The sequence below is a fragment of the Arthrobacter sp. 131MFCol6.1 genome (assembly GCF_000374925.1).
Classification (GTDB): domain Bacteria; phylum Actinomycetota; class Actinomycetes; order Actinomycetales; family Micrococcaceae; genus Arthrobacter.
The window spans coordinates 74,505-93,779 of sequence record NZ_KB895549.1 but is presented as its reverse complement, the minus strand read 5'-3'; the positions used below and the strand labels follow the sequence as shown (position 1 = coordinate 93,779).

The 19,275-nt window shown below is 64.4% G+C and carries 17 protein-coding genes and 1 other RNA gene; 2 read left to right on the top strand and 16 right to left on the bottom strand.

The features are described 5' to 3' along the window. Positions 1–202 precede the first annotated feature (202 nt). The 3 genes from C566_RS22165 to C566_RS22745 form a co-directional block, all read right to left on the bottom strand. Entirely contained in the window at positions 203–637 is a 435-nt protein-coding gene (locus tag C566_RS22165) for a hypothetical protein (RefSeq protein ID WP_018775251.1), read from the bottom strand. Beyond that, complete coding sequence (locus C566_RS22750) at positions 637–1,584, bottom strand: hypothetical protein (RefSeq protein WP_196802387.1); 948 nt, start codon at positions 1,582–1,584, stop codon at positions 637–639. The genes C566_RS22165 and C566_RS22750 overlap by 1 nt, the downstream gene beginning before the upstream one ends. 1,084 nt (positions 1,585–2,668) lie before the next feature. Next, positions 2,669–4,186, bottom strand: a complete 1,518-nt coding sequence (locus C566_RS22745) for a hypothetical protein (protein WP_155846902.1) — start codon at positions 4,184–4,186, stop codon at positions 2,669–2,671. 230 nt (positions 4,187–4,416) lie between these two features. Between C566_RS22745 and C566_RS23235 the strand changes: the two genes are divergently transcribed. Continuing rightward, positions 4,417–5,142 carry a hypothetical protein gene (locus C566_RS23235; protein ID WP_231386386.1) on the top strand — a complete coding sequence of 242 codons (726 nt, stop codon included), beginning with the start codon at positions 4,417–4,419 and terminating at the stop codon, positions 5,140–5,142. 707 nt (positions 5,143–5,849) lie between these two features. Here C566_RS23235 and ssrA read toward each other — a convergent pair. The 13 genes from ssrA to C566_RS0115340 form a co-directional block, all read right to left on the bottom strand. Next, positions 5,850–6,218, bottom strand: a transfer-messenger RNA (tmRNA) gene (gene ssrA / locus C566_RS22450). Positions 6,219–6,329: 111 nt separating this feature from the next. Further along, entirely contained in the window at positions 6,330–6,800 is a 471-nt protein-coding gene (smpB, locus tag C566_RS0115400; RefSeq protein ID WP_026266743.1) for an SsrA-binding protein SmpB, read from the bottom strand. Between the two features lie 113 nt (positions 6,801–6,913). Next, complete coding sequence (locus C566_RS0115395) at positions 6,914–8,317, bottom strand: peptidoglycan DD-metalloendopeptidase family protein (RefSeq protein ID WP_018775247.1); 1,404 nt, start codon at positions 8,315–8,317, stop codon at positions 6,914–6,916. A 26-nt stretch (positions 8,318–8,343) separates the two neighbouring features. Then, the gene (gene ftsX / locus C566_RS0115390; RefSeq protein WP_018775246.1) at positions 8,344–9,258 is read right to left on the bottom strand and encodes a permease-like cell division protein FtsX; all 915 of its coding nucleotides are present in this window, start codon (positions 9,256–9,258) and stop codon (positions 8,344–8,346) included. After that, positions 9,255–10,076 (bottom strand): cell division ATP-binding protein FtsE, encoded by an 822-nt coding sequence (gene ftsE, locus C566_RS21620; RefSeq protein WP_018775245.1) that lies wholly within the window; start codon positions 10,074–10,076, stop codon positions 9,255–9,257. The genes ftsX and ftsE overlap by 4 nt, the downstream gene beginning before the upstream one ends. 193 nt (positions 10,077–10,269) lie before the next feature. Next, positions 10,270–11,385 carry a peptide chain release factor 2 gene (gene prfB, locus C566_RS0115375; protein ID WP_018775243.1) on the bottom strand — a complete coding sequence of 372 codons (1,116 nt, stop codon included), beginning with the start codon at positions 11,383–11,385 and terminating at the stop codon, positions 10,270–10,272. A 161-nt stretch (positions 11,386–11,546) separates the two neighbouring features. Beyond that, the gene (locus tag C566_RS0115370) at positions 11,547–11,960 is read right to left on the bottom strand and encodes a pilus assembly protein TadG-related protein (RefSeq protein ID WP_018775242.1); all 414 of its coding nucleotides are present in this window, start codon (positions 11,958–11,960) and stop codon (positions 11,547–11,549) included. Positions 11,961–11,995: 35 nt separating this feature from the next. Beyond that, entirely contained in the window at positions 11,996–12,448 is a 453-nt protein-coding gene (locus tag C566_RS0115365; protein ID WP_018775241.1) for a hypothetical protein, read from the bottom strand. Further along, positions 12,429–12,854 carry a TadE family protein gene (locus tag C566_RS0115360; RefSeq protein ID WP_018775240.1) on the bottom strand — a complete coding sequence of 142 codons (426 nt, stop codon included), beginning with the start codon at positions 12,852–12,854 and terminating at the stop codon, positions 12,429–12,431. The genes C566_RS0115365 and C566_RS0115360 overlap by 20 nt, the downstream gene beginning before the upstream one ends. Before the next feature lie 3 nt (positions 12,855–12,857). Continuing rightward, positions 12,858–13,109 carry a hypothetical protein gene (locus tag C566_RS0115355; protein ID WP_018775239.1) on the bottom strand — a complete coding sequence of 84 codons (252 nt, stop codon included), beginning with the start codon at positions 13,107–13,109 and terminating at the stop codon, positions 12,858–12,860. Between the two features lie 233 nt (positions 13,110–13,342). After that, entirely contained in the window at positions 13,343–14,284 is a 942-nt protein-coding gene (locus C566_RS0115350; protein WP_018775238.1) for a type II secretion system F family protein, read from the bottom strand. Continuing rightward, positions 14,281–15,135, bottom strand: a complete 855-nt coding sequence (locus C566_RS0115345; protein ID WP_018775237.1) for a type II secretion system F family protein — start codon at positions 15,133–15,135, stop codon at positions 14,281–14,283. The genes C566_RS0115350 and C566_RS0115345 overlap by 4 nt, the downstream gene beginning before the upstream one ends. Continuing rightward, positions 15,135–16,358 carry a CpaF family protein gene (locus C566_RS0115340; RefSeq protein ID WP_026266742.1) on the bottom strand — a complete coding sequence of 408 codons (1,224 nt, stop codon included), beginning with the start codon at positions 16,356–16,358 and terminating at the stop codon, positions 15,135–15,137. Before C566_RS0115340 ends, C566_RS0115345 begins: the two co-directional genes overlap by 1 nt. 291 nt (positions 16,359–16,649) lie before the next feature. Between C566_RS0115340 and C566_RS0115335 the strand changes: the two genes are divergently transcribed. Further along, positions 16,650–19,163: a lysozyme gene (locus C566_RS0115335; RefSeq protein ID WP_018775235.1), complete on the top strand. Its 2,514-nt coding sequence runs from the start codon at positions 16,650–16,652 to the stop codon at positions 19,161–19,163. Positions 19,164–19,275 lie beyond the last annotated feature (112 nt).

The following is a 19,275-nucleotide window of genomic DNA, read 5'->3' as shown; positions in this document are numbered from 1 at the left end:
GGTTTCCCGCATGCTAGGAGTGACAGTCGGATTGGCCTCCGTTCAGAAAAGGGCCAGGCGTGTGTCTTTGAATATGCCCCTACGCATGCTGCTTGCTAGTGCTTTGAAATGCTCTGCCTGCCCGCTCCCTCGCCCCGACATTCGAACGACCCGAGCGCCGCCTAAGGCGGAGGCACCCGTCAATGGTCGAAGGCCGAAACGGCTATGGCCGAAGTCCCCTAGGCCGGTTGACTCCGATAGGAACAAGCCTTATTCCATCCGTTTTGTCCTGGATAGACCGGAGATAGTAGGCGTACAGCGCCTGGGCGTGGCGTGCGTGCATTGCCTTGAGTCGCTTGATCTCCTCATTCTTTTCATTCAGTTTGGCTTCCAGGCCAAGCTGTTCGACTCTTTCCAAAGACCTTCCACTTGTTGCGGAAGCCAGCTCGTTGAACCGCTCGGTTAGCCTGATCCCCTGCGGGCCCCTTCCGGAACTGTCTTGGACGAAGGCCCGGGCAACGGTTGCATGCGACAGCCCAGCGATCTTCTCAATCTGCCGCTTGGTCCGGGACAAAGTTGGGTCATACAACATCGAATCGATTGCGTCGCTGATCTGCTGAAGCGCAGCCTCGCTTACGGGTGTGAAGGGCCTGGACATCAGTGATTGCTCTCTTCGTTGATTATTTCTAGGACGGTCACGAGTTCCGCTCGTTCCTGGCGGTGGGAAGCTTCGAATTCGGGATGAATGCCCGTTACTTCGAGACTGCGATCGATTCGGTCAATTTGGTTTCTAAGGGCAGGGACGTGCGCATCGTGCACTACAGCGTTAGAGCATCTGATGTTTGCACAAAAGTGGCTCGCCAGCTGTGGCCCGTCATCCCCGCAAGCAGCAGCGTGTTTCCGGTACCAGCAGTCATTTACGATTCCGAGGTGATAGTTCTCGGCAGCTGACGCTGCAAGGGCGGCGGCTCGCGTCGGGTCTTTCACGACATTCGCGCGAATGGCGCTGATTTGGGCGCCACCCTCCCCAGCGACTCCGCCCGCCGACACGACTAACCGATGCACTTCATCTCTCACAACAGCGGCACGGTCCTGGGACAGAATCGAAACGGCCGATTCTTTACTGTCGCTGATGTAGCCCGTTGTCTGTCTAAGGGCCATGTGTCCCAGCTGAATGCCAAGACCAAGCTCCAGGCCGGGTTTGGTTGCGGCGAAGACCGAGAACGATCTTCGAAGTGATGTCGCGTGCACGGAACTTTTTGGGTCCAAAGCGATGGGTTGCAAACCAAGCCCCATACCTTTGCCGGGGCGCTGGTTTGGCTCTGCGTTTACAAACTCAATCAGCCGTCGGAGGTCCTTTGTGGGGTCATAAGCTCCCTTTTCTCCACGACTGCCGTCCCTTCCTCCCCGCGAAAATAAACGGGGATGCGTTGCAAGCCGTTCGAGCACCCGAATGGTCTGTTCGACAGCTGGCGGAACCCACCAGCCCCGCTTCACTCCGCCCACCGTTGAATTTCCCTTGATCTGAACCGACCGCAGGACTGAGAGTCCATCCTGTTGGGCAATACAGTCGGACTCCAGCGCCTGAATCTCGCTATCACGCATCCCTGATAGTCCTGAGATTATTGTGTAGCAGGCGCCGCGGAGAACGCTGGGAAGGTATTCGGCCTCTCCGATGCCGACTTCGTCAATCCACCCTCCTGCTGAGCCGTCGTGCGGTACGATCAATCCGCCGAATCGGACGGCACCCGAGCGCACCATCTGCTCTACGAGTCCTGCCGCCCCCGGGTTGTAGGCGTGATGGGAGGGCTTGAAAGAGTTGGTGCTTACGCCGGTAATCCTCGCCAACATGGAGATATTAGGGGTCCCCCGGGGTGCGCCTCCGCTCTTCCCAAACCCTGTGTGAAGGGGAACATAGCCACCCTTGTCGAAGTAGTCATCCAATGCTGCGACGGCAGGCCTCCCGGTATACCCGCGGCTTAGCGCGTTGTGGAGTGGCGCGTCGTGCAGTGCCAAATGTGCCCGCAGAATGACGTCGCTGCAGGATTCGATCACCTTCCAGGACCCCGCAATCAGCGGAGCCCAGGATTCCCAAGGAAGTGGGGGCGTAACGTTTTCGATGCCTCGAACATGTCCAGCGACGCGGGCACCGGTCCGCATTGGCCATGGGACGAACTGGAGGCCGTCGGGCAAAACAGAACTGAACTCCTCCAGGCGCTTGATTAGGACCGTGTAGCCTCGCAACGTGTCGGGTACCAGAGCTCTCCCCTCGGGACGGTGTTTGCCTTCTTGCGCATTGGTGACGAAGCGATCGGCGTCTGCCTGAGTCCAGCCACGAAACGAGTGAAGGCCAGAGGCGTTCCCCCATAGTGCAAGCGTCCGGAGCTGTGTAAACAGTCCGGACAAAGCAGAGACGGGTGCCGGGCGTCCTGGCAGGACGACCCCTCTTTCGACGACGCCAGGATGGGTCGGCCTTCCCCGGAGTGCAAGAAACGTACGAACAGTTTCTTGATAGCCGTCAGGCACCCGTCCGAAGTGCAGCCGCCGAGTCGTATCACTCGGAAAGGCAATTGGGGTATAGTCCCAAAAATCGTCTCCGAACCGCGACCCCTGCGGAAGCAGATCGTGAATATGATCTTGGAAATGGAACGGCCCCCCGAGCGGAGTCCATAGCCTGAGCTCTGCGGCCCTACTCATCAAGTCCCCTTGGTCCATTTCTAATGCCGAGATCCACAAGCACGGCCTGCCCCCGGTCCGATGCTTCGCGGACCTTGTTCGCCGGGAAAAGTTTGAGAATTGAGGTTGTTGATCTATACGTTGGTTCCCAGACTTCCCGCCAGAGCGCGGCGTCCGTAGATGATTCAGGGGCTGAGATCCGACTCATCTCGACCAGTGCCGGCAGGTGCTCCTGCGTAATCACGGCGTTCGGACAGGTAAAGCATTGGCCGGCCAGCGCCACCGGGCAGACCGATCCTTCTGGCGCATGCGGTGAGTCGAGAGGGTCCATGCAATCCGCCAGGCCACCCTTGTGGGCGGAGGATAGGTCGACGCGCGGATCAGTGGGAGTGAGACGATGTGAAGCGCCGACCGAATCGCGAAGGATCTCCTCAGCTTCCGGCGTGATGACGGTGGGCCCGATGGCGCCAGCAAAAAGGCCTTCGATTGTACCAACCAGCAGAGTTCCGGCGTGGGCTCGCAGCGTCGAGCTGTTCGTATAGTGTGCGAGCAGCGTTCGTGAAGTGTGCCTGCGCCCGTCGCGCAAATAGCGCGTGGGCGACACGACCAACTCTCGGCGCACCACCGACTTCCGAAGCCGCGAGAACTGTGCCTTTCCTTCGATTCGCTCTCCATGCACGTAACTGTCGCACCATTGGCGAAAGCTGACATTTGCCCAGTTGACCTGATTAACTTCACCCTTGGACTCCACTAACCACAGCGACCTTTCATTCGTCTGCTGCCTGGCAGCGGCAGTAATCATGACAACTCCCCTGACTGCATGATGCAGGGCGCGATGAAGCTTTCGATTGTAAACCTCGTCATATTTCAGTCCGGAACGCGATTTCGTGTAAGTGATACATACTGAGTCCACGATGTCCGACCGAACCAGCCGCTCGAGGGATGCGCTTCGCGGGACACCGTGACCGGGGGCCGCGCTTGCCACGATGTCGTCATAGGTCAGCTGACGGAGAACTTCGGGAGGCTCACCGGTTGCGAGAGCTAGCAGGATAAACAGCGCCACTAAGACATCTCTTGTAGGTACGGAAGCTCCTTCCTGAGTATCGACGTTGGCGCGAAATACCAACCGGTGCGCGGCACTGCGGAGCCGGCGGAGCTCTCCGTCAGAAAAGTCGGAACGGCCCGCTTTCCGAATATGAGAGAGGCGGGTGGGCCGAGCGAGACGATCTACAACTTTGGCGTGCAGCCGCCCGCTGTCATCGTCGTCAATCCTGCGCAAGAGGGCGAAGAATTGCACAGCCTTGCGGTACGGGCTGTCTGTGGGATGGAGTCGCTGGTGTTCCAAAAGCGACATTTCCCACGCATCAAGGTGTCTGACTCTAAGATCATGGAGTTGAAAGTCAGGTTGGGAAGCCACATCCATCTGTCCCTGGACGTGCTCGCTGAACCGCAGGATCGCCTGCTGTGTCATCCCTGAACTACCAGGAATTTCTGAGGAAACCTCCACCCATTTGTCGGCCAGTTCTGACACGAGAACGGGCACTGCGTAGCGGGTCGGATCTATGTTCGTGAGCCAGCTTCGCCCATATCTGGAACTGACAACGGAGCGGGCGCTGCTTAGGTCGAGGTCCGCACGGATTCTCCTCGTCATTCAACAGTCCATGCGAGGGAGGCAGCCACAGATTGACGAAGCGCTGCGGGGAGCTGCTCCGTATAGCGTTCCGCTGCGTACAGGTAACGCAGCGTAGTTTCCACGTCAGAATGCCCAAGGAGCTGCTGAACCACGACTATGGGCGACGCAAGGAGCTGGTATGGGTCGCCGCCGGTCTGCCGACCTTGGCGCATCAGCGCGGCCAACATTCTGACAGCGAATGTGTGCCGCATAACGTGCGGCGTCACATCGAGATGGGCAGGTGGCCGATCAGGGTGATCAATGCTGGCGACACGTTCCATGGCCTCGTTGAAGAAGTTGTTGACGGTGCGAAGTGCTGGGGGCCTGCCTCCCTCGACGACGAACAAGGTAAGCGGTTCGATAATCCCGTCAGGCCTGACTATGACCGCCCGAGCCCTATCCTCATCGCTGAAGCGCTCAATGCCCATGACCAAGCTACCGACACGAATGTCGTGTCCTCGCCGTGTAGGAATGATAGCGTCGACGACCAGCAAGTCCCCGTTCCGACGTCTCCGGCGGAGCGTTTGCTGGCTTTGTCGAACGATCCTATTCCTATCTGTAGCCCTGTAGAGGTCAACGATGTCTACGAGCGCCTCCGTTACCCAGACGGCTCGGGGACGGCCTCCCTTGCCAAACCGCAAGAAGGACTGCACACCACTTGGGTGCATGGTTGGAGAGGTTGGCACTTCGCAATCGAGGAGAAGCGTTGCTTCTTGTCTGCGGAGTCCCGTGGAGACGAGCAACAGGCCCATGGCATAATTTCTCTCTGCATGACGGGGACGGAGCTCCAAAGGTGCTGGCGCATCTCCGCGTAAGCCAACTTCGAGGAAGAATCTGCTCTGCGCCTCGGTGAGAAATCGTTCTCGACGATGCTCATTCACACGGTCTCGGAGCGTATTTCGTTGGCGAGAGCCCCACCGTGGCACCGGATCTGAGTCAATCCAGCCGCTGGCTTTCGCGTAGCTATAGAAACCCGCGAGTATCGACAGTTCTCCATTCCACGACGTCGGCGCAAGACTTGGGCGTCTATGGTCCCTGTAAGCAACAAGATCTGTGCGGGTCGCTGCAGTCAGATCGACGAGCCCCTGGTGTTCGCGAAGAAACATCAGCAGGCGCCGCAAGACAGGCACATGGTGCTTCAAGAGTCCGTTAGACCGATATGCGTGCTGCCGGGTTGCCTCTAGGAGATACTCGTTGACGAAGCGGACGCTGCCCATGTCGCCGTCCTCTGGAACGAGGAACGGACTGCCATCGGGGACGTCCGAGGTATCGAAGAGTCGGACTACTTCTGGCCACTCGACTGACCCACCTCGAGGTAGCTCGACAGTTGCGCCCGTCTGACGGTCGACTATACCGATATGCAATGAAGCCTCTTAACCAAGAATGGAGGCCTCTCGGTCTGAGAGGCCTCCATCAAGATACGGGGGCGGAGACGATGTCGCATTGTCTCCGAGTGATACTCGCAATCTCTTCCGTCCGTGACATCCTGACCAAACGTCATGAGACACAAAATAGATTGCACATGTGGAGATGGGGGGAATTGAACCCCCGTCCGATGTCGTGTTGTCAGGGCTTCTCCGGGCGCAGTTTGCGTTGGATTTTCTCGGCCCCAGCCATGCTGCAAACAGCTGGCTGATCCGGGCCCAGTCATCTAAGAGTCCCGTTTACCCCGATGACGGAGGTAAACAGCAGTGGCTATCTAAATGACGCCAGGATCCGGGGCAATAGCAACCTCGGGCTGACGGACTGTCTTACTGCTTAGGCAGCGAGAGCGAAGTCAGTGCGTTTTGATTCGGCACTTATTGGTTTGCAGACAGCGTTTACGAGATAATTCTGCATCCTCGGCCCGCTTCACCTGTCGCGACTAACATCGTCGAAACCGATCATCCCCGTATTTTTTTATCAAACCCGGACCGGACACTTTCGAATCCTTCCCGGACTACTAATGATAACGCACCGTCTCCGGGAAACATTCCCGGGGGCGGTGACAGCCTGCGGCGCGCTAGCGGCGGTTGCGTTCGCGCATGACGCGCTGGGCCTCGCGCTTGTCCTGCTGTTCGCGCAGCGTCTGGCGCTTGTCGTATTCCTTCTTGCCGCGGGCGACGCCGATTTCGACCTTCGCGCGGCCGTCCACGAAGTACAGCTGCAGCGGCACGATCGTGAAACCCGACTCGCGGATCTTGTGCGAGATCTTCGTGAGCTCTTCGCGGTGCAGCAGCAGCTTGCGGCGGCGGCGCGCGGCGTGGTTCGTCCAGCTCCCCTGGTGATACTCAGGGATGTGGATGCCCTCCATCCACAGCTCGTCGTTGTAGAACGTGCAGAAGCCGTCCACCATCGAGGCATGGCCCTCGCGCAGGGACTTCACTTCCGTGCCCATCAGCGCGATGCCGGCTTCATAGGTGTCAAGGACGTGGTAGTCGTGCCGGGCCTTGCGGTTGGTGGCCACTACCTTACGGCCACTTTCTTTGGGCACGGTAGGACTCCTCGGTTTGTTGGTGGTTCACTCCGGCCAAGTGGTGCGGAGTCTTTCCAGTTTACGGCAGGGCGCCCGCCTCAGCGGATGGCCCGCCGGATGCCCCGTGCGGACTACAGCAGGTTCATCGGGTCCACAGCCCGTCCGTTGAGCCAGGTCTCGAAGTGCGAGTGGCAGCCGGTGGAGTTGCCGGTGGTGCCTGAATAGGCGATCAGCTGCCCCCGGTTGACGTGCTGGCCGACCGAGACCGCCACGGAAGTGTTGTGGTAGTAAATCGTGGTCAGCGAGTTGCCTTGGACCACCCCGTGGGAGATTTTCACGTTGTTGCCGCCGCCGTCGTTGGCCCAGCCGGCCGAGAAGACGGTCCCGGCGGCCGCGGCGTAGACCGGGGTGCCGCAGGCGGCGCCGAAGTCGATGCCGGTGTGCATGTAGCCGCCCTGGCCGTAGAAGTCGATGGTGCCCGGCGGCGTCGCACGCCAGCCGAACCCGGAGGTGATCGGAATATTGCCGGGGAACGGGTGCTGCAGCCCGAAGGCCGACGGTGAGCCCTGGGCCGGCGGGACATACGGCTGGACGGCCTGGCCCTGGGCCCGGGCGGCGGCCGCCGCGGCCTCGGCAATGCGCCGCTGCTCGGCTTCCCAGGCCTCCCGCAGCTTTCGGTCGCGTTCGGCGATTTCGGCGGCGACGGCGTCCTGCTGGGCCTTGACCTGGGCGAGCTGGTTCTGGATGCCGGGCTTGGCGGCCTGGAGTTGGGCGTCGAGCCGGGTGGTGTCGGCGATCAGCTTGTCCACGGCGGCCTTCTTGGCTGCGGCCTCGTCCCGGGCGGCCTTTTCCCGGGCCAGCGCGGCGTCGGCCTTGGCCTTGAGGTCGGTGATTTCAGCCTCGACGGCGGCCAGCCGGGCCTGCGCGTTGACATTGGTGGCGCTCTGCTGGGTGAGCTTGTCCATTGCTGAGTTCTGGCTGCGCAGGGCCTGGTCCGCGAGGTCGATGGTGTCCGTGAGGCTGCTGCCCTGGTTCGATCCGAAGAACAGGGACAGGTTGGACGGGACGCCGCCGGACTTGTAGGCCTGCGTGGCGATCTGTCCGATCAGTTTCCGGGTGTCCGCGATCTTCTGCTTGTCCGCTTCCAGCTGCTGCGTGATTTTTGCCTTGTTCTGCTGTGCCAGGTCCACGCGGGCCGCGAGGGCCTGCACTTCCTGGACCGCGCCGGCCACGCGGCCCTGGGCGTCCGTGAGGGCCTGCTGGGCGCCGGGGAGCTGGCCCTGGTACAGGACCAGGTCTGCCGCGGCCTGGGCGATCCGGCCGTCCACGAATTCGAGGGAGTGCTGGACCCGTGCGGCCTCCTCGCGCAGCGCGGCCTGCTGGTCCTCGAGGTCGTCGGCGAATGCCGCCGGACCCGAGGCCCCCATGGTCCCGGCCAGGACCAGCGCCAGGGTGGCGCTGATCATCCGGCTGCGGCTTCCCACCAGGCGGTGCCGGAGGGACTGCCGGAAGGGGCGGCGGGCCATCGGTGTCATAAGCATTCCCTTTTCGTTGCGCAAAGCTAGACCCGCAAGTACCGGCGGAGGGTCAGCAGGGAGGAAATTCCGGCCAGGACGACGCCCAGGCCAATCAGGGCAGGCACCAGGATCAGCGTCTGCCCGGGCGAGATGAACGCGGTGTCCGGATACTGCTTGGACATCACGCCCTCGAGGAAGAAGTGGGCCACGGCCCACAGGGTGCCGGAGGCCAGGGCCGCACCGATCACCGCGGCGATGACGCCTTCGAGGATGAACGGCAGCTGGATGACCATCTTGGACGCGCCCACCAGGCGCATGATGCCTGTTTCCCGGCGGCGGCTGAACGCGGAGAGCCGGATGGTGGTCGCGATCAGCAGGATGGCGCAAATGATCATGACGCCGGCGATGCTCACGGCCACCAGCGACGCCGCGTTCATGGCCGAGAACAGCCGCTCCAGCAGCTGCCGCTGGTCGATCACGGTCTCCACGCCGGCCTGGGAGGAGAAGGTCTCGGAAATGATCTCGTACTTCTCCGGGTCCTTCATGTTGATCCGGAAGGACGCCGGCAGCTGGTCCGGGGTCACGGAGTCCACGATCGGGGAATTGGAGAACTGTTCCTTGAAGTGCTTGTAGGCGTCGTCCTTGGACTCGTACTGGAAGTCGTTGACGTACTGCGCCACCGCGGGAGACTGCAGCAGCGTGCGCAGGTTGTCCTCCTGCTCCGGCGTCGCGGGCCCGGTGGCGCAGCCGGGCGCCGTCGAACCGTCACTGCAGAGGAAGATGGCCACCTGGACTTTGTCGTACCAGTAGCCCTTCATCTGGTTGATCTGCAGCTGCAGCATGCCGGCGGCGCCGACGAAGGTCAGCGACACGAAAGTCACCAGGATCACGGAGATCACCATGGACAGGTTGCGGCGCAGGCCGCTGCCGATCTCGCCCAGGACGAATGCAAGCCTCACGCCTGGCCCTCCCCTGCGGTGCGGAGTTCGGCGCGGGCTTCGGCGCGTGACCCTGCCCGGGGCAGGATAACTTGCGGCTGTTCGTCCCGTCCGCTGGCGTCGCGCAGGCGGCGCGACTGGCCCACGACGGGAATCATGGAGGTGTAGAGGGCCTTGGCCTCGTCGCGGATCACGACCCCGTTCTTCAGTTCCACCACCCGTTTGCGCATTTCGTTGACGATGTCGTCGTCGTGCGTGGCCATCACCACGGTGGTGCCGTTCTGGTTGATCTTGTCCAGCACGCCCATGATGCCCATCGAGGTGGTGGGGTCCAGGTTTCCGGTCGGCTCGTCGGCCAGCAGGATGCCGGGGCGGTTCACGACGGCGCGGGCGATCGCCACGCGCTGCTGCTCGCCGCCGGAGAGCTCGTGCGGGAGACGGTTTTCCTTGCCTTCCAGACCGACGGTCTTCAGGACCTCGGGGACGGTGTCGCGGATGACGCTGCGGCTCTTGCCGATGACCTGCATGGCGAAGGCGACGTTGGCGAAGACGGTCTTCTGCGGCAGCAGGCGGAAGTCCTGGAAGACGACGCCGATTCCCCGGCGCAGGCGCGGTACCCGCCAGCTGGAGATGTTGGCGACGTTCTGGCCGGCGACGTAGACGGCGCCGGAGGAGGCGCGGTCCTCTTTGAGGACCAGGCGTAGGAAGGTCGATTTGCCGGAGCCGGAAGCTCCGACGAGGAAGGCGAATTCGCCACGGTCGATCTCAAGGTTGATCGAATCCAGCGCCGGCCGCGCCTTCTGGTCATAGACCTTGGTGACATTTTCGAAACGGATCATGGCCCTTAGTACCCTGCAGGACGAGGCCGCGGGGGCCCGGTTCTGCTGCCGGCGCAAGGGCTTTCGTTTGGGGGAAGTAGAGCTCCGGCCCCTCGACTATACGCACGGGTAACGGCGGATCGGCCGGAACGGCGGGGTGTGTCGCGCGATTGTCAGGGACCTCCCAGTGGAGGCTCCCAGCCGGGCTCCGGGCCTACTTCTCGGCGTTACGGTTGTCCGTCCGCCAGCGGATCCCGGCGTCGATGAAGTCGTCGATTTCGCCGTCGAACACGGCCGAGGTGTTGCCGACCTCGTGCTCGGTGCGGAGGTCCTTGACCATCTGGTACGGGTTCAGGACGTAGGAGCGCATCTGGTCGCCCCAGGAGGCCTTGACGTCGCCGGCGAACGCCTTCTTCTCGGCGTCCTCCTGTTCCTTCTTTAGCAGCAGCAGGCGGGACTGCAGCACCCGCAGGGCGGCGGCGCGGTTCTGCAGCTGCGATTTCTCGTTCTGCATGGACACCACGGTGCCGGTGGGGATGTGGGTCAGGCGCACCGCGGAGTCGGTGGTGTTGACCGACTGGCCGCCGGGGCCGGAGGAGCGGAAGACGTCCACGCGGATCTCGTTGTCCGGAATGTCGATGGAGTCCGTCTGCTCGATCAGCGGGATCACTTCCACGGCCGCGAAGGAGGTCTGGCGGCGGCCCTGGTTGTCGAAGGGGCTGATCCGGACCAGGCGGTGGGTGCCGGCCTCGACGCTCAGCGTGCCGAAGGCATACGGCGCCTTGACCTCGAACGTGGCGGACTTCAGCCCGGCTTCTTCGGCGTAGGAGGTGTCCATGATGGTGGTCGGGTAGCCGTGGCGTTCGGCCCAGCGCAGGTACATGCGCAGCAGCATTTCGGCGAAGTCCGCCGCGTCCACGCCACCGGCGCCGGCGCGGATGGTCACCACGGCTTCGCGTTCGTCGAATTCGCCGGAGAGCAGGGTGACGACTTCGAGGTCGGCCAGCGCCTTGCGGACCGATTCGAGTTCCGCGGCGGCCTCGCCCATGGAGTCGGCGTCGTCCTCGTCCTGGCCGAGTTCCACGAGGACCTCGAGGTCGTCGATCCTGGCCACGAGCTTGTTGAGCCGTTCGAGCTCGGTCTGCTTGTGCGAGAGCTTCGAGGTGATGACCTGGGCGGCGGCGGGGTCGTCCCACAGATTGGGTTCACCGGCCCGCTCGCTGAGCTCGGCGATGTCTTCCTTGAGCGCCTCGACGTTCGAGACGTTCTCGATGGACGCATAGGTGGCCCGCAGCGCGCGGATTTCAGCGGGAAAATCAATGTTTGCCATGGTTTTTTAAGCCTACGCTATGTGTCCTAGCCCCCTGACCCGCCCGCTTGCCCTACAGCCGGTTGCCCTATCACTTTGGGTTGCCTGAAGGCCTGCTTGGCAGCATCTAGTGATAGGGCAACCGGGGTGGTGGGCCAGCAGCTCAGCGGCTGAGGCGCAGCTCAGCGGCTGAGGCGGGAGCGCGCCGTCGACGTCGCCTCGATCCGGATGCCGTCCGGCACCAGGAAGTTCACCACCGGCGGATGGACGACTGCGCTCAGCACCACGACGGCGGTGGCACCGTCCGGGCTGCCGGTGGAGGGCGCCACGCTTAGGGCGCTGAAGCGGTCGAACGCTCCATTGCGGCCCAGATAGTCGACGGCGGCGCTGCGTACCCTCGCCCCGCTGAGGACGGCGGACGGTGTACCGCCGGCGTTGCCCAGCTGGCCGAGCGTGAAACTGTCCGCAGCGGCCACCGAGGCGCCGTCCGCGACGGAGAGCAGTTTCTTGTGTTCGAGGTAGACGCTGGAGGCCGCCATCACGACGGTGGCGACCAGCAGGGCAATCAGCATGAAGCCGATGCTCAGCACCAGCACCTGCCCCTCCTGCCGGCGGCCCCGGGGCCGGGCTCTCACCGGAACCTGCCCACCAGTTGGGTTGCCGACGCGCTGAGCTGGCTCGCGTTCAGATGCAGTGCGTCGCTGAACGGCACATACGGCAGGGGCACTGAGAGGTGGACGGTGACCGTCACCGCCGAGCCGGGAGCCAGGCAGTCGGCAGGCTCGCAGCGGGTGTCGACGCTGGCGTTTTCCCCCGGTTGGCCGTAGTCGGCGAGCGCCAGCAGCACGGCTTGCTCGGCGGCGGCCCGTCCGCTCGCGGCGTCCGGCTGGGCAACGTAGACCTTGGCGGCCTGGTCAGCGGCGCCGACGACCGCGAACGACCCGCCCTGGATCTGAGCGACGGTGATGATGAAGTACACCAGCGGCACCATCAGCAGCGCGGACAGGAAGACGAACTCGACCACGGCGCTCCCCTCTTCCGCCGAGGTGCCGGGCTCCGGCCATTCAACGCTGGATAGCCGCATGGCCCTTCACCTCCAAGAGCGCCCGCGGACCGATGAAGCCGATGACCGGCAGGGGTGCCCGGACGGTCACCTCCAGTGTGCGGATGCCCTGGAACGTCGATTCGCTCGTGGCCACGTCCCGGGCGAAATCCGGGTTGAGCGCCGCGGTGATCAGCTGGACAGTCCGGTCCCTGGCGTCCCCGCCGTTGCGGTCGGCCAGCGTGCCGTATCTGGCGCCCGAGGCGGCGGCGTCGATGAGCGTATTCCGGACGTGAAGTACCAGGGTGAGCTGGACGATCGCGAGGAAGAGCAAGGTGAGCATGGCACCGATCAGCACGAAGTCCACCACGGCGGCGCCGCGCTGAACATCCTTGCGGTGCTGCCGGCTATTGCCGTGGCGCCCGGTCCCCCCGCCCAGGGCTGCCATTGCCTACTGTCCGACCTTGTCCATGGCCTGGTTGAAGAGTCCCTCGAGGGCAGGACCGGCCAGGGCGAGCAGGGCGGCCACGAGGACAGCCGACATGAGGGTGATCATGACCCAGCCGGGGACGTCGCCGCGCTGGGAATGGGCGACTCCCGCGTCAGAGTGGTCCCCCGCCCGCGGTCGCGACGGAGCAGACCACCAGGTCAACATGCTGAGCGCGCAGGCCGCCAATGCCGCCCGGGTTCCGAAGTTCTTCACCGTGTCCTCTTTCCTGGTTTTGGTTTTTTGGATTTTCTGTTTTCCTGGAGTCCTGTTTTTGGATCTGATGGTTCGCGATGTGTCGCCGGCGGATCGTGCTGCACGCCAGGCTGGCCGGCGAGCTGCAGGGCGTTCTTCGTATCCTGTTCCCTCCTCGTATGACTTTTCTTGGGTCCTGCCCGTGCCGGCCGGGTGGGCCGCCCCCGGCTGTTGGTCGTCGTCGTGCGCGGCGCCTAGAGTCCGAGACTGATGGCGGCCAGACCGGGGAAGACGGCGAAGATGACCGTAAGCGGAAGAACGCCAAAGACAAGTGGCACCATCATGCCGATTTCCTTCTTGCCGGCGGATTCCATGAGCTCCCTCTTGGCTGTGTCCCGGACATCCTGTGCCTGCGCCCGGAGGACGTCGGCGAGGGGTGTTCCACGTTCGACGGCCACGATCATCCCGTCCACGAAACGGAGCAGCGGCCCTTGATCGGTCCTGGACGAGAACTCGTGGAGGGCTTCCACGAGGGGCTTCCCGGACCGGGTCTCGGCGAGGACACGGCCGAATTCCTGCGACAGTTCACCCCGCGCGCTGCGGCAGACCCTGTCCAGGGCACCGGTGGCACTTTCGCCGGCGCTGACGGCCAGGGCCATGAGTTCGGCGATGCTCGGAAACTCCGCCATCATCCGCGTCTCCCGTTTCTTGATGTGCGCGCCCAACAGGTAGTCCCGGAGCAGGAATCCGCCGACGGCGCTTCCCACGACGGCCACGACGGCGACGAACGGGCTGAAGCGGCCGACCGAGCCGGCGAGCGCCACAACTCCTATCGCCAGGACGAAGCCGCCCGCCGCCCACAGGAGCTGTTCAGCCCGGAAGTCTACGGCTGTTTTGGTGCTGCCGGCGCGGGCAAGCCTGCGGTTCAAGGCTGTTGATCCAAGGTTGATCCGGCCCAGGGACCTGGCACCGTCCCGGATCGCCGGGCGGAGGATTCGTTCCAGCGGCCCAAACGGCGTGACATTCCGCGGGGCGGTGCGCAGAAGCCGGGATTCCAGGTTGTGGGTTCGCAGTTGCGGTTCGATACGTTCCACGAACGTCGTTGGGCGCATGAAAGGCAGCCGGACGAGGAACAGCCACAGTCCGGCCCCGAGCACAGCCCCGCACACCGTGGCGCCAGCCATCAGCCCGGTCATCGGAGGACCCGCTGTTCTTCCGGCAGCGCCCCGATGCGCAGCATGAGGGCGTAGGACAGCAGGGAGACGGCCAGGCCGCCCAAAAGGACGGCAGCGCCGACCGGGGTGTTGTACGCCATCACGGCCTCAGGACGGCTGGCCAGCAACACCAGGACAATCCAGGGCGCAGCGACCGCGAGGCGTGCGGCGTTGACGGTCCAGGACTGCCTTGCCTCCAGTTCACTCCGGGTCCTGGCACTCTCCCGCAAGAACTCCGCGAGGGTGCCCAGCAGCCTCCCGAGGTCCGAGCCGCCCACCTCCCGGGTGAGCCGGAGGGCCTCGACAATCCGGTCCGCCACGGGATCGGCCAGACGGTCCTTGAGCCGGGTGAGTGAGGGATCGAATTGGCCTCCCGACCGGTAGTCGGAGCCAAAGTCCACAAACACGTGGCGAAGCTCCACGGGGCCCTTGTCGCCCAGCTGGATAAGGGCCTCCGGCAGTGACAGGCCGGCCCTGATGGCTGAGCGCAAATGATCAACGACGTCGGGCCAGAGCTGGCGGAGGACAGCCGTGCGCTTTCTGGCACGCCACCGGACCATCGCCATCGGCAGCCAGCCGCCAAACAGGCCAAAGCATCCCGAGATCGGCCAGGACCCGGTGACTGCGAAGAACGCGAGCGTTGTGAATGCCCCGAGCCCAAGGCACGAGGCGAGCAGCCCTGCCGCGCTGACCTTTTCGATGCCCGCCGACCGCAGGAGGTCCTCAAGCCGGCTGGTCCGGGGCTTGCGCGGCACGCTCTCAGGCTTCTCCCACGCGGACCACCAGATCAGCAGGAGACCGGCGCCGCCCAGCATCCCCACCAGCGGCGCCATCACCGCTGCTCCAGCAGCGCTGCGACGTCGTACCCCGAGCGGGCAAACTTTTCCGCGGCGGGCATGGAGTTGGCCTTGGGCAGAAGCTGCCCGTCCGACATCGTGAACACCATGGAAGACTCGATGATCCCGTTTTCCACCCGCCGGCCCAGGGACAGGATCTCGGTGACCTGCCGGCGCCCGCTGGCGTGCCTGCTGCAATGGACCACCAGGTCGATGCAGGACGCGACAGTGGGAACAACGAACGCACTCGAGATGTTGTCGCCGGCGAGCAATGGCAGGGTACAGATTTTTGTCACGGCGTCGTGGGCGGAGTTCGCATGTACGGTGCACATCCCGGGGAGGCCGGAATTCAAAGCGATGAGCATGTCCAGGCTCTCGGCCTCCCGGACCTCCCCGACCACCAGCCGGTCCGGCCGCATGCGCAGGGCCTCCTTGACCAGGCGGCGCAGTGGAATCTCGCCTTGCCCCTCCAGGTTCGGCTGACGGCACTGAAGACCGACGACGTCGCGGAGCGGCAACTGCAGCTCGAAGATTTCCTCCACCGTTATGACCCGTTCGCGGGTGCCGATGCTGGCGGCGAGGCAATTGAGCATGGTGGTTTTGCCCGCCTGTGTGGCGCCCGAGACCAGGATGTTGAGGCCGCTGGCGACGGCCGCACCGAGGAACCTGGCCGCCTGCGGGGTCAGCGTGCCCAGCTCCACCAGGTGCTCGAGCCGGCTGGCTTTGACCACGAACTTGCGGATATTGATGGCCCAGTGACGCCGGGTGACGTCCGGGATCACGACGTGCAGCCTGGAGCCGTCCGGGAGCGCCGCATCCACGAACGGGGAGGACATGTCCAGGCGCCGGCCCGAGCTCTTCAACATCCGTTCCACAAGGTCCCGGACCTGCTGGTCCGTCAGCGAAACGGAGGTCAGCTCCGATTCGCCATTGCGCGCCACATAGATTTCATTCGGCGCGTTGAGCCAGATTTCCTCGATGCCCGGGTCGTCCAGGAGTGGCTGGAGTGCACCAAAGCCCGCCACAGCGTCGAAGACAAATCTCCGGGCCGACTCCAACGGGCCCAGCGGGGGCAGCGGCGCCAGAAGGGCCCGTTCGTCGTAGTCGCTGACCGCCGCCTCGACCAGGCGCCGGACTTCGCCGGACTCCCGCAGGGGGTCAAGGCCCCGCCGGCGGATCAGTTCACGGACCTCGTCCTCAACAATGCGTACAGCCTCCACGCGGACCCCCATATGACTGCCGCCCGTGTCTCGGGGCGATGGGGTTAAAACTAGGGGCGGGCCACCGGCCCGACAAGGGGTGCCGGGCGCCCATGTGGATAACCGGCAGGTTTCAACATGACAACTTTCACTTTGGCAACACTTGAATCACTGGTCTCGGATGTCGGCCGGTGTTAGGGTGAGCGCGTTAAGTCAGACATTCTCTCAGCCCGGCCAGCTCTCCTCGTAGCCCCTCGGGCGCGAGACCGTGTGGCGCGGCTCCCACAGCGTGCCATTGCCCCGGAGCGGAACATGAAGCGCACCCCACATCCCCCCACCAGCCACCGATGCCGCCGGGCCGGGGCCATCCTCCTCGCCGCCACCCTGCTGGCCATCACCGGTGTTCCGGCGCCGGCAACCGCCGTCGAGCCGCCGGCCACGCCCTCGGCGTCTGCCACCGCGTCCGCCACGCCGGCTGCCACCCCGACGCCGAAGGTCACGAGCACCGTTCCGGCGCCATCCGCAACGGCCCGCCCGGCCGCCACGACCGCCCCGGCACCGGCCCCCTCACCGGCCCCCTCACCGACGGCAACGCAGGCAGCGGCACAGGCCGCGGCGGCGCCGGACGCCATCAAGGACCGGGCGGCCATGGCCGCGGCGGTCGGCCCCGGTGGTGCCGAGATGGGCCAGCGCTCCGCCCGGGTCAGCGCTCCCTCGCCACTTCTGAAGGCGACCACCCAGTCAGCCGCCATTGAATCGCTCACCACGCAGGGCACGTGGTCGCCGTCGTACGGCGTCAAAGGCCTGGACGTCAGCGGCCACCAGACCAGCGTCAACTGGCAGAGCCAGTGGAACATGGGCGCCCGCTTCGCCTACGTCAAAGCCAGCGAAGGCAACTACTTCACCAACGATTCCTTCGCCGCCCAGTACGACGGCGCCCGCAGCGTCGGCATGATCCGGGGCGCTTACCACTTCGCGATCCCGAACTGGTCCTCGGGAGCAGACCAGGCACGCTTCTTCGTCCAGAACGGCGGCGGCTGGAGTGCCGACGGGCGGACCATGCCCCCGGTCCTCGACTTCGAATTCAACCCCTACGCCGGCCGCACCATCAACGGCTTCTACTTCGGCAACACCTGCTACGGCATGTCCCCCTCGCAACTGACGTCCTGGGTGCGCGACTTCGGGAACACCATGCGGGCCCTCACGGGCCGCCTTCCCGTCATCTACACCAACACGTCGTGGTGGAACCAGTGCACGGCCAACGCGCCGGGCTTCGGCGACTACCCGCTGTGGGTCGCGTCATACCCGCTCTCCGCCACAGACAACGCCGGGCCCGTCCCCTCCAGCTGGAGCGTTTTCAGCATGTGGCAATACAGCAGCACCGGGCCGTTCGTGGGCGACTCCAATATCTGGAACGGCGACTACGCCTCACTCCAGCGCTTCGCCGGGACGCCGCTGCCCACCGGCTCCTTCGACGATGTCTCCGTGACCCGCGACGGCGCCGCGGTCTCCCTGCGGGCCCGGGGCTGGTCGGCAGACCTGGCCAGGACATCGTCCTCGATCCAGACCCACATTTACGTCACTGATCCGTCCGGAACCACCAAGGGCTACGCCTGGCAGGCCAACAAGCCCCGGCCGGACGTTGACCAGGCACTCGGTTACGGTCCGTTGCACGGCTTCGACGGCACGGTCCGGATCACGGCTTCGGGCACCTACAAGGTCTGCGCCTACGCCATCGGATCCTTCGGCAACACACTCCTGGACTGCAAGTCACTCCGGGCCACCGGGGTGGAGGCACCGACGGGGTCCTTCGACAGCTTCGGCCAGGTCCGCACGGCCGACAAGGTCACGCTGCAGCTCAAGGGCTGGGCGGCCGACCTCGCCAACCCCTCGGTCTCCAGCTACGCCGACGCCTACGTCACCGACCCGGCCGGGAAAACCACCGGATACCGGATGACGGCCAACGTCGCCCGGAAGGATGTGGCGGACGCGACCGGCCTGGGGCTGGCCCACGGCTTCGACTACCAGGTCAAAGCCACCGTTCCGGGATCGTACCGTGCGTGCGTCTACGGGATCGGGCGAAACGCCAACGTGCTGCTGTCCTGCAGGACCACAAATGTCCAGGCCAACCCGGCACCGTTCGGCTCCTACGATTCAGTGTCCCTCACCCTGGCGCCCAACGCGGCGAACTTCCAGGTGAGCGGATGGGCACTCGATCCGGTGCAGCCAGGGAAGAGCGTGCCCGTGCACGTCTACGTCCAGTCGCCCAACGGAACCAATCCCGGCTACGCCTTCACCGCAAACCGCCAGCGCCCGGACGTCAATGCCGCGCTGCACACGGTCGGTGACCACGGTTTCCAGGTCTCCGTCCCGCTGACCCGTGCCGGGAAGTACACCGTGTGCGCCTACGCCATCGGCATCGCCCCGGTCACGGCCGGCAATACGCTGCTGGGCTGCAAGTCCATCAGCGCAAGCCCAACCCCGGCCACCATGGGTTACCTGGATGCGGCCTCAATCCAGGTCGCCAGCGGCAAAGCCTCCATCAGGGCCTCGGGCTGGACCCTGGATCCGTCCTTCCCGGCCTCATCGATCCCGGACCACGTCTACGTGACCTCGCCTGACGGCGTCCGGAAGGGATACGCCTTCATGGCCGACCAGAAGCGCCCGGACGTCAACCGGGCCCTCGACACGGTCGGAAACCACGGCTTCACGTCATCGGTCCCCATCACCCAGCGCGGCCCGTACCGGGTGTGCGCCTACGGTGTCGCGGTCTCGATGCTGAGCCTGAACAACTCCCTGCTGGGGTGCCAAACGCTCACCTATTAGCCGCCCTGGAATTAGCCGCCCTGGCTGGCGGCGCACCACGCACAACGCAGACCGGCCCCCGCACATGCGGGGGCCGGTCTGCGTTGTGGTGCCCGGGGCTGACCGTTAAAAG

What these genes read in the sequence shown, in the direction of transcription:
- C566_RS22165 (WP_018775251.1), bottom strand. Translation starts at nt 637, where the DNA reads ATGTCCAGGCCCTTCACACCCGTAAGCGAGGCTGCGCTTCAGCAGATC.
- C566_RS22750 (WP_196802387.1), bottom strand. Translation starts at nt 1,584, where the DNA reads ATGCGTGATAGCGAGATTCAGGCGCTGGAGTCCGACTGTATTGCCCAA.
- C566_RS23235 (WP_231386386.1), top strand. Translation starts at nt 4,417, where the DNA reads ATGCCCAAGGAGCTGCTGAACCACGACTATGGGCGACGCAAGGAGCTG.
- C566_RS0115395 (WP_018775247.1), bottom strand. Translation starts at nt 8,317, where the DNA reads ATGACACCGATGGCCCGCCGCCCCTTCCGGCAGTCCCTCCGGCACCGC.
- ftsE (WP_018775245.1), bottom strand. Translation starts at nt 10,076, where the DNA reads ATGATCCGTTTCGAAAATGTCACCAAGGTCTATGACCAGAAGGCGCGG.
- prfB (WP_018775243.1), bottom strand. Translation starts at nt 11,385, where the DNA reads ATGGCAAACATTGATTTTCCCGCTGAAATCCGCGCGCTGCGGGCCACC.
- C566_RS0115365 (WP_018775241.1), bottom strand. Translation starts at nt 12,448, where the DNA reads ATGCGGCTATCCAGCGTTGAATGGCCGGAGCCCGGCACCTCGGCGGAA.
- C566_RS0115360 (WP_018775240.1), bottom strand. Translation starts at nt 12,854, where the DNA reads ATGGCAGCCCTGGGCGGGGGGACCGGGCGCCACGGCAATAGCCGGCAG.
- C566_RS0115350 (WP_018775238.1), bottom strand. Translation starts at nt 14,284, where the DNA reads ATGACCGGGCTGATGGCTGGCGCCACGGTGTGCGGGGCTGTGCTCGGG.
- C566_RS0115345 (WP_018775237.1), bottom strand. Translation starts at nt 15,135, where the DNA reads ATGGCGCCGCTGGTGGGGATGCTGGGCGGCGCCGGTCTCCTGCTGATC.
- C566_RS0115335 (WP_018775235.1), top strand. Translation starts at nt 16,650, where the DNA reads ATGAAGCGCACCCCACATCCCCCCACCAGCCACCGATGCCGCCGGGCC.